Here is a 15940-nt window from a genome sequence, read left to right on the forward strand (position 1 = left end):
CGGACTTTCACACGCAGGCTTCAGCACAGCTCCAGTGCGCGCTCCGCCAGTAGCGATCGTATACCGCGCTCCACATCGGCAGCGGCAGCGCAGGAAGCCTGCTCCAGCACTTTGGATACACTGGGGCTTGCCTCACCGCCATGCACACGCTGGATCGGCGCATCCAGCAGATCGAAATAACGGCTCTGAATCTGGTCGGCAAGGAAGCCCCCGTAGGAAGTGCCGATCGACCCCTGCTCCACAATCAGTACATTGCCGGTTTTTTCGATGGAGGCGCCGATGGTGTCCCAGTCGAGCCCGGCGCGGTCCAGACTGCGCAGGTCGATGACCTCGGCATCGATGCCCAGGCGCTCCACTGCGTCACTCACCACCTGTACCATCGACAGGTAGGTGAGAATCGTCATCGCCGCGCCGTGACGCACCACCCTGGCCTTGCCGAGGGGGATGAAATAATCGAGGTCATCTTCCGGCGCCGGGCCGCGCGCGCTGTACAGATCCACGTGTTCAATGACCAACACAGGATCCTTGCATTTAAGTGCGCTGTTCATCAGGCCCACATAATCAAACGGTGTTGACGGCGCTACGATCCGCCAACCCACTGAAGTAGCAAAAATGCCCGCGGGATCCATACAATGCTGCGAACCGTAACCGGTCCCCATCGCCACCTTGGTGCGCAGCACCAGCGGCATAGCATTTTCACCACCGAACATATGGCGGGCCTTGGCAATCTGGTTGAACACCTGGTCCGCCGCTACCCACATAAAATCCGGATACATGAATTCCACCACCGGCACATAGCGACCGTCTGCCGCCAATCCGCCGGCGAGGCCAACGAAGGCATTTTCGGAAATCGGCGTACCCAGCACGCGCTCGGGAAAGGCGTCGGACAAACCGCGGGTCGCACCGTTGGTTCCGCCCTTAAGCCGGTGCACGTCCTCGCCCATCACCACGATGCGCTCATCTTCCTGCATCCGGCGCATCATCACGTCGGCCACTACATCGACGAATCGCCCGTCCACCACCTTGCCGGAAAACGTTTCCAGCTCTTCGGTGCGCACACCCTGCAGCTCGGACAAGTCACCGCGAATACCGTAGTCGCGGAAATCCGGGGACGGCCACAACTCCGGTTTAATGCGCGCTTTACCATCTGCGCGCTCGAGAAACTCTTCGGCGACGTCGTCCATCAGTTGCGACGCACGTCGGCGCAGCTCGGCGCATTCATCTGCGCTCACCAGGCCTCGCCCGATCAATTCCACCTCCACTCGATCGATCGGGTCGCGCGCGCGCCACGCCTCCTCTTCGGACTTCGAACGGTAGCCAAAAGCGCTACCCGGCAGAGGACCGCTCTGATGGAAGTAGCGGTAGACATCGGCCTCAATAATCGCCGGGCCACCACCGGAACGCATCACCGTCAGCGCCTGCTGCGAGGCCTGGTACACGGCGAGAGGATCCATGCCGTCGATGCGCCACGAGGGGATACCAAATGCACTGCCGCGGGAAGACAGCCGGGTTTCCGCGGTAGACTCTTCCACGGTTGTGGACACCGCATAGCGGTTGTTCTCGATAAAGAAACACACCGGCAACTTCCACGCCGCTGCCAGGTTCATGGTTTCCAGTACCGAGCCGATATTCACAGCACCGTCACCGAAGTAAGTAAACACAGCATTGCCGTTTTGTGAGTGACGGTGTGCCCACGCAGAGCCCGCAGCAAATGGAACACCGCCGCCGACAATGGCATTGGTACCGAGGTTGCCCGCTTCCTGCCAGCGCAGATGCATGGAGCCGCCGCGCCCTTTGCAGTACCCCTGCGACAACCCCATGATTTCCGCCAGTGTGTGATGCACCACTTCGCGGATATCTTCAGCAAACGCCTGTCGCGGGGAAATGCCTTCCGGACGAATGAAGTGCAGGGACTTGGCGAGAAACTGATGGTGCGCGCGGTGTGAACCGTTGATCTGGTCACCCGCCACCATGGCCAGTGCAGAGCCCACCGCACCGCCTTCCTGTCCGATTGCCGAATGCGCCGGGCCGTGCACCAGGCCGGCGCCGGCAAGCGCCAACACTTTTTCCTCGAACGCGCGAATAAGCACCATGGAACTCAGCATGCTCTCGAGCAACACCGGGTTTGCCTCTGACCAGTCCGATTCCGTGGTTGCCAGTTCAATCCAGGGTGATTTTATTTTTAGCTTTTTATCAGTTGGCATTGTTTAAATCCGTACTTGATTCCTGCAATTCGTGCGCTTTGATTAAGCGATGTTTTTCTTGCTCCAACCCATATGGCGGGCGGCGATAAAATAGTGAGCAGCCGCCCAGATAAAGATAAGTAACACCATCACAATGCCATTTCTGGTACCTATGGCACTGGCGTCATGGCAGGCCTCGCGCAGAGCGCCAGTGGCATCCTGTGGCGCTATGCCACCCGGGCAGCTGGAAATGAAGTCGCCAAAACCCAAACCGGAAAACTGTGCCTGGGTGGCAAAATCAATCACGAGCCCGGTGAAATAAGGGCCGATACCAAGACCGACCAGGTTCACCACCACAAAGAACAGCGCAGTGGCGGTCGCACGCATGCGCGGCGTTGCCAGGTTGTGCATAACCCCCAGCGTCGGGCCGATATACGCGTAGTGGAAAAGACCGGGAATCAGCATGCACCACACGGCGAACATCCAGCTGTCGCGGGTGAAGGCAAAAATATAGGCGGGAGTTGCGATCAATAACCCGATCGCCGGCAGCAGGGCATACCAGCTGAGATGTCGCTTGCCAGACCAGTCACTCAGCACGCCGCCAAGCACCGTACCGATACCGGCAGACACGCCGCCGATCAGGCCAAATGCGAGGCCGAGTTCGGCGTAGCCGAGGTCGAACATACGGATGAAAAAAACCTGGGCAAAGGTGCCGGTACCGTAACCGACAAAGCCAACCAGCGTCGCACCGATGGTGATGTGAAAAAACGCTTTATTGCCAAACAAGTGCCGCGCTGTTTCACCAATAGACGGCGGCGCTTCTTTCGCCGCAGCAACCGATTGATCTGCACTGCCACGCACCGGCTCGCGTGCCACCAGCTGGAATATCAGTGCCAGCAATACACCTGGCAGCCCAACCACCACCATCGCCACGCGCCAATTGAAATTTTCGGTGAGCCAGCCGCCGCTTACCGCACCGATCATCACACCCAGCGGTATACCAATGGAGTACACCGCCAGTGCCGTAGCGCGCTGCTTGGCACCGTACATATCGGAAATCAATGAATGCGCCGGAGGCGTGCATCCCGCCTCACCGATACCCACCCCGACCCGGGCCAGAAATAGCTGGAAAAAATTTTGCGCGGCGCCGCAAAGGGCCGTCATCGCCGACCAGACCGTCAAGCACACAGAAATAAGCGTGACCCGATTGACCCGTTCAGACAAGCGCGCAAGTGGAATCCCGAGGGCGGTATAGAAGAGTGCGAAGGCCAGCCCCTGCAATAACCCCAACTGGGCATCACTGATCTGCAGGTCGATTTTGATGGCCTGGCCGAGTGTGGCCAGGATCGAACGATCCACGAAATTGCTGGTGTAAATCAGCAGCAGTAGCACCAGCATGGTTTTGCGGCGGCTGTTTGCTTTCTCTTCGACCTCGGGCATGACGGCAGGATTACCGGTGATTTCGGACATGTGCACCTCTCATCGACTGGAAAACCACCGGCTGTTTTTATGATCTGCTACCGGGGCCCTAAACACACGACACTATAAGTCTCACAGGCCGGCGCCTGCTGTCAAGCAATCGTATACAATTGAAAAGCAAAACCTTGCATTTAGGTGATTTAAACGCTTAAATCATCCGAGCAAGCAAACGATTGTATACGATTGAGCGAAAAACCATGAAAACACAGACCACTGTACTGGAGCGCCGCGGGTTACCCGGGCTACGCGGCACGGAACACATCGGTTTTACCGTGCCCGATATCGAGGCAGCGAGCCGCTTCTTTGTCGATATCATTGGCTGTGAACAGATTTATGAACTGGGCCCAATGGGCGATGACAGCGGCGACTGGATGACACGGCAGCTCAACGTGCCGGCCCGTTCGCAAATCAAGAGCCTGAGGTTTTTCCGCTGTGGCCACGGCCCCAATTTCGAATTATTCGAGTACCAGGCCCCGGACCAGAAGATGGAACCACCGCGTAACTGCGATGTGGGCGGACACCATCTCGCGTTTTACGTCGACGATTTTGATACCGCTCTGGAATATTTGCGCCAACAGAACGTTACCATTCTCGGTGAGCCGGTAGTGAGGGCAGAAGGTGCGAGCGCCGGGCAAACATGGGTGTATTTCCTTACCCCCTGGGGCATGCAGCTGGAATTGGTCAGCTTTCCAAACGGAAAGGGCTATGAGAAACTCAGCGAGCGCCATTTATGGCACCCCGCAACCCCCGAGGCGTAAGTTCCAGACTCCACAGTGGACCCGCCCTCTTGCCCTGGGTAACTCCAATTTAATTTTCCCGCATTACCAGGCGCGCAACCCTGCGACTGTTTGCGGGAAACACGCGAATCAACTGAACAGGTCCTAAAACTTGGAAAGCGTAGCCAACAAAAAACGCACAAAGAAAACCTCTGACAGTGCGCTCGTCGGTCACCGCGTTACCGAACAGATTCGGGATCTTATCCTGTCCAATGAATTGCCCCCGGGCAGCCGCATTTCACAGGAGTCACTGGCGGAACGTTTTGGTACCAGCCGCATCCCGGTACGCGATGCGCTCAATCGCCTCGAGAGCGATGGCCTGGTGGTACTAAAACCCAGTAGCGGCGCCTGGGTCGCCAAACTGGATTTCGACGAGTGTGTTGAAATTTACAAAATTCGCGAGCGCATTGAACCGCTTGCGCTGAGTGAATCCGCCAAGAAAATGACCGATGAAGACATTAACCATTTGCAGGATTTGGTGGAACAGATGGAGGTCGCACAGGATACGGAAACCTTCCTGAAACTTGATCGCGAATTTCACCTCGCCAGTTACCGCGCCTCCAATATGGACCTGTTGAATGAGATGGTGCACCGCTTTTGGAACACCACCCAGCAGTACCGCCGTGCCTTTACCGAAATCATCGGTAACGAAGGCGCTTGGGTGATCCATGCAGAACACCGCCTGATGATCGAAGCATTGCGGCGCCGGGATTCCGAGGGCGCAAGCCAAATGCTGCACGAACATATTCGTCGCACCCGCATCAAGCTGGAAGAACACTCGGAAGTGTTTAACGAAAAATAATAAAAACCCTCATTAATGGAGCCGGCCGTGATTGTTGAACGCACTTTATCGCCGGAGTTTGCAGCGGTTAAACAGCTGTTTGCTTCTCATTTCGAGCGCGACGACGAATTCCAGGAGCTGGGTGCGGCACTAGCCGTTTACAGGCATGGCAAAAAAGTTGTTGACCTCTACGGCGGCTACCAGGACCCAGATCGGCTACACCCCTGGACAGAGCGCAGCATCGTCAACATATGGTCCGCCAGCAAGGGGGTAATGGCTGTTGCCATTGCGCAGCTGGTGGATCAAGGCCTTCTGGATTACAACGCGCCGGTGGCAATCTGGTGGCCAGAATTCGGACAGGCCGGAAAACAAGGCATCACCCTAAACCAGATACTTTCGCACAGTTCCGGTCTCAATGGATTCGCCGCCCTCACCTCGACGGAAGACCTGTTTCATTGGGATCGAATCACGCAACGTCTCGCCGCCCAGGCACCATTGTGGCAACCGGGTTCGGCAGCATCCTACCATGGCATGACATTTGGCTGGCTCACCGGTGAACTGATCCGGCGTGTAACAGGCAATACGCCACGGGAATATATTCACAGCGCTATTGCCGCGCCACTGGAACTTGATCTGTCACTTGGGGTATATCTCGATCGCATACAAGATGTTGCGGAAATTGTTCCACCGCAGCCGGATAAAAACCCGATAACGCTGAATGAGATTGCACATTACGCAGCATCCAATCCAATTCCGGATGCCGCCAATGCCAACCGCCGTGAATGGCGCAATGCAGAAATTCCAGCGGTAAATATTCATGCTACCGCCGATAGCGTCGCCCGTATCTATGCCGCGCTGGCGAACGATGGAATGCTGGAGAGCATCACTCTACTCAGTCCAAATGCCATAGATGAAATGCGGCGCCCTAGAGGTGGTTGTTACGATGAGATGCTCGGTGAACGCCAGTGGGCCGCAGGTATGGCATTAAACACGACCGGCATTTACGGCCCCAATCCCCAAGCTTTTGGTCACAGCGGTTGGGGCGGCAGCTTTGCTTGTGCGGACCCTGAAAACGGTATCGGTATTGCCTATGTGGTTAACCGCATGGGTTCAGCCCTGAATGGAGACCCCCGCGCACGCGCCATTGTCAAAGCGGTGTACGACTCCATCAAATAATCTAACTGCATCGGCGCGATGAAAATGTCTACTATCGATGCGGAAAATACCAAGGGATGGCAGCGAGACAAGCATGACTCGTTGTCACCGATTTTCTGACACAAACGCCAGCCTCCATATATTGACTGTCCGACGCCGCGCTTGACACCCTACTATGCTTATTGCCTGCAACGCCCTCCCAGACAAATCCGGAGGAAGCCAAAGCCAGCGGACGATGGAGAGTTTCGGCAATGGACAGGCGCCTCAGAGTACTATTTCTGCTGCTTTTTCCCATCTTCGTGTGCACTGCCGCTGAAGATGACGACAGCTCCGCCAATGAAGTCAGCCGCGAGCTCTCCAATCCCAATACATCGCTCGCGCGTCTGACCTTCAAGAATCAGTTCCGCTGGTTTGAGGGCAGCCTGCCTGGCGCGGATAACCAGCGTGGCTATGAACTGCTGTTCCAACCCTCGTTCCCGATCAAGCTCGGTGGCGGCGATATGTTTTTCCTGCGCCCGGCCTTTCCGGTATTTTTCGACCAGCCGGTATTCGATGCTGACAAAGGGCGTTTTACCCAGGAACTGGGCCTTGGGGATATCGGCTTCGATATTTCCTACGGCCATACATCCGAATCTGGACTGATTTTTTCTGCCGGCGCCGCCGGCAGTCTGCCTACCGCCACGGTCAGCGAACTCGGCTCCGGGCAGATGACGCTCGGACCCGAGCTTTTTATCGGCAAGATGTCGAAAAAATACATCCTCGGTTTTTTCCCCAACCACCAGTGGGATGTGGCTGGCTGGGGGGACGAGGACATCAGCGTCACCACCCTGCAACCCATTGCGGTGTACCTGCCGGGCAATGCCTGGAGTATCGCCAGTTCACCAATCGCCACCTACAACTGGCGCACGGAAACCTGGACCACGCCAATCAATCTGGCGGTCAGCAAAACACTTATTTTCGGCAAAACACCCTGGCGCTTCGGCATGGAGTTCAATTATTACGTCGAACGCCCCGATGCATTCGGCCCGCAGTGGATGGTGGGTATCAATATCGTGCCCGTGGTGGAGAATGTATTTGCGCGCTGGTTCGAAAAAAATCCGCAGGAATCTAACTGACCAGAGCATTAACCCTGAGGTCACCTTGATCCACTGGAATTTATATCGGATTTTTAGAAGGACGCGGTCAGTCCGATAGCGGAAAACTGCACATCCGCGTACTGATCCACGAACTCCTGCGAGCGCCGTGCATGGTAAAGGCTCCAGCGGAGGCGGCCGGTGGAAAATACCATCCCAAAGCGCAGCTCGCCGACGGTCGGTTCCTTCTCCACACTATGGCTGTCCTTGAACGTGTTGCCGTCGAGGAATATATCCCAATGTACATAGCGCAACTGCAGATCCGAAAACAGATACCAGCCATCACCGGCAGACAATTCACTGGTCGGTGCTGAAGTGGCCGGCGACAGCGCACTGACGCTAACGGTGGAATACAGATCACGGCCAAAACGCACGCCCACGCCAGACGCCAGCGCGGTATTCACATTGCCGAGATTCCCCCCCAGAGTCCCGAAAAATTCAACATTGAACCCGGAATCTCCCACGTTGCGGATATGCGCCCATTTGCGCGCATAACTCAACATCAGTGCCGGCTCGTCTCGCAGCTGGTTGTCCCAACCATTCACTTCGTAGGTATGAATGACACGGTGTAGTGACTTTTGCGCCTGCTCGGCGCCGGAAGATGGCCCCACAATACCAGCGGAAATTTCAAATCGCTCTGCCGTCGCCAGCTGGGATTCGGGAATCAGGTTGACCGAATGCAACGCGGCGCCCAAGTACAACCAGCCGGCATAGGGGCGGTCGTATTCCAGCAGCTCCGTTTCAAAGACTTCGTAGGGGGTAAAGATGGCCTGTCCGAGAAAATACTGGGCTCTTATTTCACGGCCCCGATAGCGCTCGGGAAGTAGTGATGTCGCCCACTGTGGAGGAGAATCCGACGTGTACGCCAGGCGCATTCCCTGGGTGTAATCCGCGTCGCTGGCGCCGTCAAAAGAATCGTTTTCCAGCTGCAGGGAAAGATTGCCTGCAACAGCCGGGTTGTTAAAAGTGGCGAGCCCACAAACACCCATCCAACAGGCGCAGCTCTGCCACAGTAACGAAGTTCCATTTCGCGTTATTTTTCTCACGCATGGATTTTAGACGGGCGTTTTAGTTTCGCCAGAAATCCACGTTGAGCCTTACGCCAAGTTCAGCATTTTTCCCGTTGGCGTCGTTTTATTCCGCGCCGGTTCCTTTACTCCCATTTCCAGAAAAATTTCGGGGATACACAGTATTCTCCCGCACGCGATCCGCGGCTTTCAGGAATAAATCGACAACCAACGCCGTTACGATTTTCTCACTACACATATCTGGTCACCGTAGTAGTTGTCGGCGTAGTTGCATTCCAACTCGCTGCTGTTGGCTGGATTGGATTTGGTATCGATCATGGTCTTTTCTCCGTGGCTGGATGTTGAGAACAGCGTTAAAGATAGGTGACGCCAATTTATAGTTGAAATCAAATAAATCTCTGGCCGAGATCAAAAATATTTATCAAGCATCTGTCCGACTATTTAATAGGGATGACTATCCATTTTTGACGTCAGCCCGCTCTGGTCTGGCATCCTATGTGCGGGGCTTTTTTACGGTTACCTGCGGAAATCCACTCGCACGGCACCCGCTTGAACCTTCGCTCACGGAAATTTGCACTGCGTCTCACGGCGACTGCAAATTGCGCGCAAAGTTCACAGGAGGCGGCGAAATCCGCCAGTTTTACACTACAGTTAGAAATGTAACCGCGCCGACTATTAGTGAGATTTTCCCAGCCAGCCGCGTTACCGAGAGAGCAGCAAGGATTCAAGCAGCAGCGTATAAGTAGTAGAGGTCCCAGCATGAATACGCATTTGTCGGTAAAACCCCAAAGTTCCCCCAAACCTGCGCTGCTTGCCGAACAGCAGAAACACGAGCAGGAACAGCAGGACAAACGGCACACACCCGGCAAAGCCGCTGCAAACCTGGGGCTGCGATATCCGAAGGATCTGGAACGCTGTTTTGTGCTGGGGAATAACTGAGCACCCGCTGATTCCCGATTACCAGCCCGCTGCTATCCTGAAATCCAGACAAAACTGACCACGTTTCAGGAAGCAGCCATGGCATCCACTCCTTTAAGCATTCTCGCCATCTCCGGCAGCCTGCGTCATAGTTCGTTCAACAGCGCCGCGCTGAAAATTGCGCAGGAAATGGCCGCGGACAGTGCGGCCTTCACCTTTGCCGACCTCTCCAATATTCCCCTCTACAACCAGGACCAGCGCGACAAGGCTGTGCCGGACCCGGTGCAGAAATTGAGTGTCCAGGTTCTGGCGGCAGACGCCATCCTGTTTTCAACCCCAGAGTACAACTACTCGGTGTCCGGGGTGCTGAAGAACGCTATCGACTGGCTATCGCGCCTGGACCCGCAACCTTTCGCGGATAAACCGGTGGCAGTGATGAGTGCCAGCATGAGTGCATTTGGCGGTGCCAGGGCGCAATACGACCTGCGACGTATCCTCATCTATCTCAATGCGCATTTTGTAAATAAGCCGGAAGTGATGATTTCTTTTGCGCACAAGAAATTTGACGGCGACGGCAAGCTGGCCGATAACGATACCCGCGAGCATATTGGCAGGTTGGTCACCGCACTGTGCGAATGGACCCAACGCCTGCAACGAAAATAATTACACGAGTTGGAATTCTGCTCATGAGCAACCTGGTTCCCGAGGTCATTTCCGAGTGCAAAGTAGAAATAGGGTGCGATGCACTCGAACTGATCATTGAACCGCAGGAAAAGGATCTAGGCGGATTTTCTGTGCGCCGGGTTCTGCCCACTCGCGAGCGCAAAATGGTCGGCCCCTGGATTTTCTTCGACCATATGGGACCGGCGGATTTTCCTGCGGGCAACGGCATTGATGTGCGCCCGCACCCGCATATCGGCATCGCCACCGTCACCTATCTGTTTGAAGGGGAAATCCTGCACCGGGATTCCCTCGGCAGCCTGCAGGCCATTCGCCCCGGGGATATCAACCTGATGCTGGCCGGGCGCGGCATTGTGCATTCGGAGCGGGAAACAGACTCTCAGAGAAACTCAGATCACCGCCTGCACGGCCTGCAGCTGTGGCTCGCGCTGCCCGACGCGGATGAGGAAGTGGCGCCGGCGTTTTATCACTACCCCGGTGCCGACATTCCCACCTCTATAGTCGACGGTGTGCCGCTGCGGGTGATGATGGGCAACGCCTACGGTTGTAACTCGCCGGTGAGAACCTTTGCCGAGACCCTGTATGTGGAAGCGCACCTGCAGCCGGGTCAGCGCCTGACATTGCCGGATGCACCCGAACGCGCGGTCTATGTGGCCAGCGGCACCCTGCATGTGCGCGACACCCGGATAGCGCAATATGCCCTGGCCGTTTTCCGGCATCAGCAAGGGGTGGAAGTGGAGGCCGTAGAGGAGTGCCGCATAGCGGTTATCGGCGGCGAGCCGCTGGGCCAGCGCTTTATCGACTGGAACTTTGTCTCCAGCAGCAAGGAGCGCATTGCCCAGGCTATCGAAGACTGGCAGGCAAGGCGCTTCGACGCCGTGCCGGGGGATAGCGAGGAGTTTATTCCCTACCCCACCCGCTGACACGAACCAGCCCGTAGAACTGCTCAGCCCGCCATACAGGCTGTTGCCGCCGTTTCATCCCGATGGCCGCGGCTCCACCACTTCTCGTGGAAATAGTAGGCCACGGTATTACAGGCGGGTTCCACCAGCGCCAGCGCACTTCCGACCCAGAAGTCACCAGTCATCACAAAACCCACGGTAAACGCCACCCCCATGTGAATCACCGCGAAACTACACGTCTTCTTCATTGTGTCACCCTCCACCGGTTTTCCGGATCGCTCGATCTGATGGGTGAATTATTGATAATGATTCTCACATGGAGAAATCAATTGAAACTTTAGCCGTAATTGCACAAGGCTATGATTTGATCGCGGGAGCGCAACCGCAAAAGGAGAAGCTAAGTCAGATTGGCGAGACCAATACGGGATGGAGATGTGCAGGACGGACACGCGCTGCGCGTGCCCACCCCGCGAGAGTGCGGAAAGTTCGCGTTAAAAGTAGCCCACGCTGTCGGCGTAGTTGATCAGCGGGGTACCGTAATCACCGCCCCACTCGTAGCCGTAGCGGCGCTCTGCCTCGATGGCCATGATGTCGTACTGCTTGCCCATGCCGCCCTCGGCGACCGAGCGGCCACTGAAGAAACCGACGTCCTGACCCAGGTCGTAAAAACGGAACCACATGGTACTGCCGGCCTTGGCCTGAATCGGGTTGTAGCTGTCGTCGCTGCTGCCACTGGATCGCTTGATATAAGCCGTATCAACCTGTTTCACCGCCTCACTGCGATACCAGGCCAGCGCTGCACGCACCCCGGCTTCCACCTCAGCAGTTTGCGGCTGCGACATGAGGAAAGCAGTGACCAGCATGGATTCCTTGCCGCTCTTGGATTCCAGTTCGTAGGAGCGCGCCGCGCGCGGTGCATAGCTCACCGGGTCATGCTGGGCACACCAGACGGTCTTGGTACCGGCCTGCTCGATCTGCGCCTTGAGAATAAAGTCCACGCCCTTGTCGATGGCGGACGCCATGCGCGTGCGCTGATCCTCGGTGAAAAGGTCACCATTCAGCGGCGCCTCCTGGCGCTGCGCCTGTTCGAGCAGGATCAGCACCCTGGCCATGGCGCCATCGTTGAAGGTGACATGGTTCGAATAAGTGGTACCGGTACGCGCGGGATAGACCTGCGGCCAGCCGCCGCTTTCGTACTGCATGGTGAGCAGGAATTCGAGGGCAGCGCGCGCGGCGTCGCGGTAGCGGCTGTCGTTGCTGCGCTGGTAGACATCCGCCAGAAACATCAACTCGGTAACCGTGGCATCGTTGTCGATGGTGCCCAGTTCGACACCATCCGCACCGGTCCATTCCGCACGGGCGCTGCTGCCATCCCACGGCGCCGCGTACTTGGACACACCGAACTTGTAAAAACCACCGTGCGGCATTTGCCAGGTGATCATATTGTCGGCCAGGGTCTGGTCGGCCGCCAGGCTACTGCCTTTCCACGACTTGTAGTTATCCAGCTCGCCGTAAATCGGGTTGCCGGTCTGCGGCAGCAACACAGTGTCTGTGCCACCGGAAGACGAGCCGGAGCTGCCGCCGGAGGAAGAGGAGCTGCTGGAGGAGCTGGAACTTCCGCCGGAGGAGCTACTGCTGGAAGACGAGGAGCTGCTGGAAGAAGAGCTGGAACTTGAGGAACTGCTGCCGCCATTCGCCGGCGGAATCGTTTCACCGGAATTGCCACCGCCGCACGCGGTGAGCAGCAGGGATGCAGTGAGAGCCAGCGATGCCGCTGATAACTTCATGAAAAACCCTCGGTAACACACAGAATTTTTAGGAAAAAAAGCCCCGCAGAGCGGGGCCAAAATGGCAAAAAATATGTCGCCGCTTAGAAGTCGATGTTGAGGCCGAGCTGCACCGCTGGCCCGTATTGCTCCACGTTGAACAGCATGCGACCACCGGAGTCCTTGTTACCGGCGAAGTAGTACTGATCCACATTGTCGGTGAGGTTGACCGCATCGAAATAGGCGCGCACGCCATCCATCACACGGTAAGTGGCCTTCACGTCAAAGGTAAGCGCCTCGTCCTGGTACATATCGGCCCAGGAGCGACAACTGGCCGCGTAACCCAGCGCTGCGTCGTCAGCGATGTTCTGGGCGGTACAACCACCGATACGCTTGAGAATTTCGCTGGTGTAGTTGGCGATAAAGCGAATGGAGAAGTCATCGTTCTCCCAGCCCAGGGTCAGGTTGGCTGCAGTGTCTGCGGTTTCCGGTAACTGAATGGAACCCACGCGCACACTGTCACCCACCTTGCCGTCGCTGGTCTGCAGGGTGAGGTTTGACTGGATGAAGATGTTGTCCAACCAGCGACCCACACTGTGGTTTTCCCAGCGGCCCTCGAAGTACTGGCTGTAGCTCAGCTCAAGACCGTAGACCGACGCACCTTCACCGTTAAGGTAGGTGTTGACGTTGGTGAAGGTGGTGTCAGCCGGAATCTGGAACGCAGTGATCTGATCCGTCGGCAGCACGAACGGCAGGTCGCTGTTGATGTTCACGCTTACACCGTTAGCGTCCACGATAAAGTCGCTGATGTCCTTGTAGAACAGCGCGGCTTCCAGGAATGTGTCTTCGCCGTAATAGCTGAGCGACAGGTCCAGGTTGGTGGAGCGCATGGGGTCCAGCCCCGGGTTGCCTATACGGATGGTATTTTCCGGAGAGATGGTGAACCACTGGGCCTGATAGTCAATGTCGCCCCGTGTTCCGCCAATAGCATTGGGATCATCGGAACATTGCACTTCGCCGGCATAGCTGGGATCGGTGTTACAGAACTCCACCCGGTCGGTCACTTCGAAGAATCCACGGCTTTTGCCGAAGTCAGGACGGCTGAAACTGGTCCAGATTGATGCGCGGCCAAGCAGGTTTTCACTCAGCTCATGGCGGTAGTGCAGCGCCGGCAGGAAGAGACCGTAATCGTTGCCGGTTTCCTCGAGAGGCACGGCGATATCCAGAGAAGCCAGACCGTCTGATTCTTCGTTGCGGTCGTTGCGCAGCGCCATATAGCCGGTAGAACGGAATTTGGTGTGCTCATAGCGCGCACCCGCGATCAGGGTAGCCTCTGGCAATACCTGCAGCTCCGCCATCATGTAGGCCGCGGCCGTGTCTTCACTGAGTTCGTAGTCGAGCTTGGTGGAATCGATTTCCTGCTCGTTTACATCGTAGTTGTCACCGATCGCACGAGTGGCATTGATCAGGCGCTCCGCCTCGGCACGGGTGATAAACGCGTGGTCGAAGCTGGGGTTCTCGGACACAAAAGTCTCAAAGTCTCCCAAGGTGGATTTGGCCAGATCCAAACACTCTGCATCGCCGTTACAACCCGCTTCCTTCCTGTCATCGGGGACGATACTTGCGCGGTTCTTGTCGTTGCTGCGGCTGCGCTGGTTGGCTTTGATACCACCCTTCACGTAATTCAGCATGCCCCCATCGTCCCAGTCCTTGCGCAGGTTCAGCGCGAACTGATCCACTTCGTCTTCACGGAGGTTATCTTCCAGGAAGAGGTTGTCATAGATCATATTGGGCTGGGACACACTACCGTACTGGTAGCCGTTGCGCCCGGAGATGGCGCCAGAGGAAATACTGCCGGTCTCCACCAGCTCGGTGAGCTGTGCTTCAGAGATGATCTGCCCGTTCAGGGAGTCCTCGCCAAATTGTGCAATAGCGGCGGGAATATTCTGCAAACGGAATTGCACCCGGCGGCCGTCCGGCTTTTCGTTGGTACTGCGTGAGGAAACCAGCTCGTAATCTACTTCCCAGCCGTCGCCAAAGCGGTTCTCACCGCCGAGGGCAAGAGTGTTGGTCTCAACCTCGGATTCCTGGATGAAGTACTGCTGTTGCAGATCCACATCACCGCCGCCGAACACGTTGTTGTCTTTGTCGATAAACACCAGGTCCGCATCGTCCACCGCATAGTTGAAGCGGTAGTATTCGCGCAGCGCGATATCGTCATCAGAGTAGCTGGTGTGGTTGAACTTCAGATGATAGCGGCTGCTGTCATCTGGCTGGTATTCCAGGTTCAACAGGCCAGCCATACGCTCGCGCTCGGCATTTTCCTGGAAGGTAGTGAATTCCCACGGAATGATCATCTGCTCGCCACCGATGGTCACGTAACCCGGCAGGGTGGAACTGTGGTGGCTGGTCTGGAAGCCCTGGGTTTTGCGTTTTTCCCAGGAACCGGTGTAGGCAACGCCGATTGTCTCATTCAGGAACAGGTTGGTGCCCTGCATTGTGACTTTTGGAGAATTCTCTGCCACCTGATCCTGATAGTAGTTTTGCAACGTCAGTTTGTAGCTGTCCTTGCCGCGATCCAATGCAGACAGTGTCTTCACGTTGATCGAGCCACCGATGGCATCGAGGTCCATGTCTGGCGTCAGGGACTTGTTCACTTCAATGGACTGCAATACATCGGAAGGCAAGCTGTCGAGCGAGAAGGCGCGGTCTTCCAGCGTCTCGTTGGTGCCGCCACCGGCATTCGCCATGACACCGCCGTCCATGCGCACGCTCACCATGCCGGCCCCGAGGCCGCGCAGGTTGACGAACTTGCCTTCACCCTCGCTGCGCTGCAGGGTGATACCCGGCATGCGCTGCAGCAGTTCTGCTACGTTTTGATCGGAGAAGTTACCGGCATCATCCTGGGTGACGATGGAGCTGAAGTTGTCCTTGCTGCGTTCCGCAGCGCGCGCATTGATATCGGCCGCGCGTACACCTTCAACCTGAACCTCTTCCATTGCCGCATTGTATTGATCGCTTTCGGCTTCTTTGTTTTCTTCCTGCGCGAATACCTGCACGCTGGCTAGGGCAATAGCCAGCGGCAACATTTTCCTGCTGTATTTTTTCATTGTCTGCGTTCCCATCTTTATTCGCTTT

General features: G+C 56.5%; 14 protein-coding genes. 8 read left to right on the forward strand and 6 right to left on the reverse strand.

Annotated elements, in window-relative coordinates; translation table 11 throughout:
- Positions 1 to 20: 20 nt before the first annotated feature.
- Together R5R33_RS07890 and R5R33_RS07895 are read right to left on the reverse strand one after the other, a co-directional pair.
- Positions 21 to 2204, reverse strand: a complete 2184-nt coding sequence (locus R5R33_RS07890) for an alpha-ketoacid dehydrogenase subunit alpha/beta (protein ID WP_318955475.1) — start codon at positions 2202 to 2204, stop codon at positions 21 to 23.
- Between the two features lie 42 nt (positions 2205 to 2246).
- Entirely contained in the window at positions 2247 to 3653 is a 1407-nt protein-coding gene (locus R5R33_RS07895) for a spinster family MFS transporter (RefSeq protein ID WP_318955476.1), read from the reverse strand.
- A 206-nt stretch (positions 3654 to 3859) separates the two neighbouring features.
- Between R5R33_RS07895 and R5R33_RS07900 the strand changes: the two genes are divergently transcribed.
- The 4 genes from R5R33_RS07900 (at position 3860) to R5R33_RS07915 (ending at position 7489) form a co-directional block, all read left to right on the forward strand.
- Positions 3860 to 4420 (forward strand): VOC family protein, encoded by a 561-nt coding sequence (locus tag R5R33_RS07900; RefSeq protein WP_318955477.1) that lies wholly within the window; start codon positions 3860 to 3862, stop codon positions 4418 to 4420.
- 130 nt (positions 4421 to 4550) lie between these two features.
- A complete protein-coding gene (locus R5R33_RS07905) occupies positions 4551 to 5240 on the forward strand; it encodes a GntR family transcriptional regulator (RefSeq protein WP_318955478.1) in 690 nt (229 codons plus the stop codon).
- 27 nt (positions 5241 to 5267) lie between these two features.
- On the forward strand, positions 5268 to 6395 hold the full coding sequence (locus R5R33_RS07910; protein WP_318955479.1) for a serine hydrolase domain-containing protein: 1128 nt from the start codon (positions 5268 to 5270) through the stop codon (positions 6393 to 6395).
- Positions 6396 to 6625: 230 nt separating this feature from the next.
- On the forward strand, positions 6626 to 7489 hold the full coding sequence (locus tag R5R33_RS07915; RefSeq protein WP_318955480.1) for a hypothetical protein: 864 nt from the start codon (positions 6626 to 6628) through the stop codon (positions 7487 to 7489).
- Positions 7490 to 7542: 53 nt separating this feature from the next.
- Here the strand turns inward: R5R33_RS07915 and R5R33_RS07920 are convergent, their stop codons facing one another.
- A complete protein-coding gene (locus R5R33_RS07920) occupies positions 7543 to 8496 on the reverse strand; it encodes a lipid A deacylase LpxR family protein (RefSeq protein WP_318955481.1) in 954 nt (317 codons plus the stop codon).
- 798 nt (positions 8497 to 9294) lie between these two features.
- On the opposite strand from R5R33_RS07920, the gene R5R33_RS07925 reads away from it, so the two are divergent.
- The 3 genes from R5R33_RS07925 to R5R33_RS07935 all read left to right on the forward strand — a co-directional run bounded on the left by R5R33_RS07925 (position 9295) and on the right by R5R33_RS07935 (position 11057).
- The gene (locus R5R33_RS07925; protein ID WP_318955482.1) at positions 9295 to 9474 is read left to right on the forward strand and encodes a hypothetical protein; all 180 of its coding nucleotides are present in this window, start codon (positions 9295 to 9297) and stop codon (positions 9472 to 9474) included.
- Positions 9475 to 9552: 78 nt separating this feature from the next.
- Entirely contained in the window at positions 9553 to 10116 is a 564-nt protein-coding gene (locus R5R33_RS07930) for an NADPH-dependent FMN reductase (RefSeq protein WP_318955483.1), read from the forward strand.
- A 23-nt stretch (positions 10117 to 10139) separates the two neighbouring features.
- Positions 10140 to 11057: a pirin family protein gene (locus R5R33_RS07935; protein WP_318955484.1), complete on the forward strand. Its 918-nt coding sequence runs from the start codon at positions 10140 to 10142 to the stop codon at positions 11055 to 11057.
- Between the two features lie 23 nt (positions 11058 to 11080).
- Here R5R33_RS07935 and R5R33_RS07940 read toward each other — a convergent pair whose 3' ends face one another.
- Together R5R33_RS07940 and pelA are read right to left on the reverse strand one after the other, a co-directional pair.
- Complete coding sequence (locus tag R5R33_RS07940) at positions 11081 to 11284, reverse strand: DUF2061 domain-containing protein (protein WP_318955485.1); 204 nt, start codon at positions 11282 to 11284, stop codon at positions 11081 to 11083.
- A 243-nt stretch (positions 11285 to 11527) separates the two neighbouring features.
- Positions 11528 to 12580, reverse strand: coding sequence for a pectate lyase (gene pelA, locus R5R33_RS07945; RefSeq protein WP_318955486.1), 1053 nt, complete (start codon positions 12578 to 12580; stop codon positions 11528 to 11530).
- Position 12581: 1 nt separating this feature from the next.
- Between pelA and R5R33_RS07950 the strand changes: the two genes are divergently transcribed.
- Positions 12582 to 12839 carry a hypothetical protein gene (locus tag R5R33_RS07950; RefSeq protein WP_318955487.1) on the forward strand — a complete coding sequence of 86 codons (258 nt, stop codon included), beginning with the start codon at positions 12582 to 12584 and terminating at the stop codon, positions 12837 to 12839.
- A 67-nt stretch (positions 12840 to 12906) separates the two neighbouring features.
- Here the strand turns inward: R5R33_RS07950 and R5R33_RS07955 are convergent, their stop codons facing one another.
- Entirely contained in the window at positions 12907 to 15912 is a 3006-nt protein-coding gene (locus tag R5R33_RS07955; protein ID WP_318955488.1) for a TonB-dependent receptor, read from the reverse strand.
- Between the last annotated feature and the right edge of the window lie 28 nt (positions 15913 to 15940).

This window comes from Microbulbifer pacificus (genome assembly GCF_033723955.1).
GTDB classification, from domain to species: domain Bacteria; phylum Pseudomonadota; class Gammaproteobacteria; order Pseudomonadales; family Cellvibrionaceae; genus Microbulbifer; species Microbulbifer pacificus.

Bases quoted from the DNA above. Each gene is read 5' to 3' on its own strand.
- R5R33_RS07890 (WP_318955475.1), bottom strand. From the start codon at position 2,204: ATGCCAACTGATAAAAAGCTAAAAATAAAATCACCCTGGATTGAACTG.
- R5R33_RS07895 (WP_318955476.1), bottom strand. From the start codon at position 3,653: ATGTCCGAAATCACCGGTAATCCTGCCGTCATGCCCGAGGTCGAAGAG.
- R5R33_RS07900 (WP_318955477.1), top strand. From the start codon at position 3,860: ATGAAAACACAGACCACTGTACTGGAGCGCCGCGGGTTACCCGGGCTA.
- R5R33_RS07915 (WP_318955480.1), top strand. From the start codon at position 6,626: ATGGACAGGCGCCTCAGAGTACTATTTCTGCTGCTTTTTCCCATCTTC.
- R5R33_RS07920 (WP_318955481.1), bottom strand. From the start codon at position 8,496: ATGGGTGTTTGTGGGCTCGCCACTTTTAACAACCCGGCTGTTGCAGGC.
- R5R33_RS07925 (WP_318955482.1), top strand. From the start codon at position 9,295: ATGAATACGCATTTGTCGGTAAAACCCCAAAGTTCCCCCAAACCTGCG.
- R5R33_RS07930 (WP_318955483.1), top strand. From the start codon at position 9,553: ATGGCATCCACTCCTTTAAGCATTCTCGCCATCTCCGGCAGCCTGCGT.
- R5R33_RS07935 (WP_318955484.1), top strand. From the start codon at position 10,140: ATGAGCAACCTGGTTCCCGAGGTCATTTCCGAGTGCAAAGTAGAAATA.
- R5R33_RS07940 (WP_318955485.1), bottom strand. From the start codon at position 11,284: ATGAAGAAGACGTGTAGTTTCGCGGTGATTCACATGGGGGTGGCGTTT.
- R5R33_RS07955 (WP_318955488.1), bottom strand. From the start codon at position 15,912: ATGAAAAAATACAGCAGGAAAATGTTGCCGCTGGCTATTGCCCTAGCC.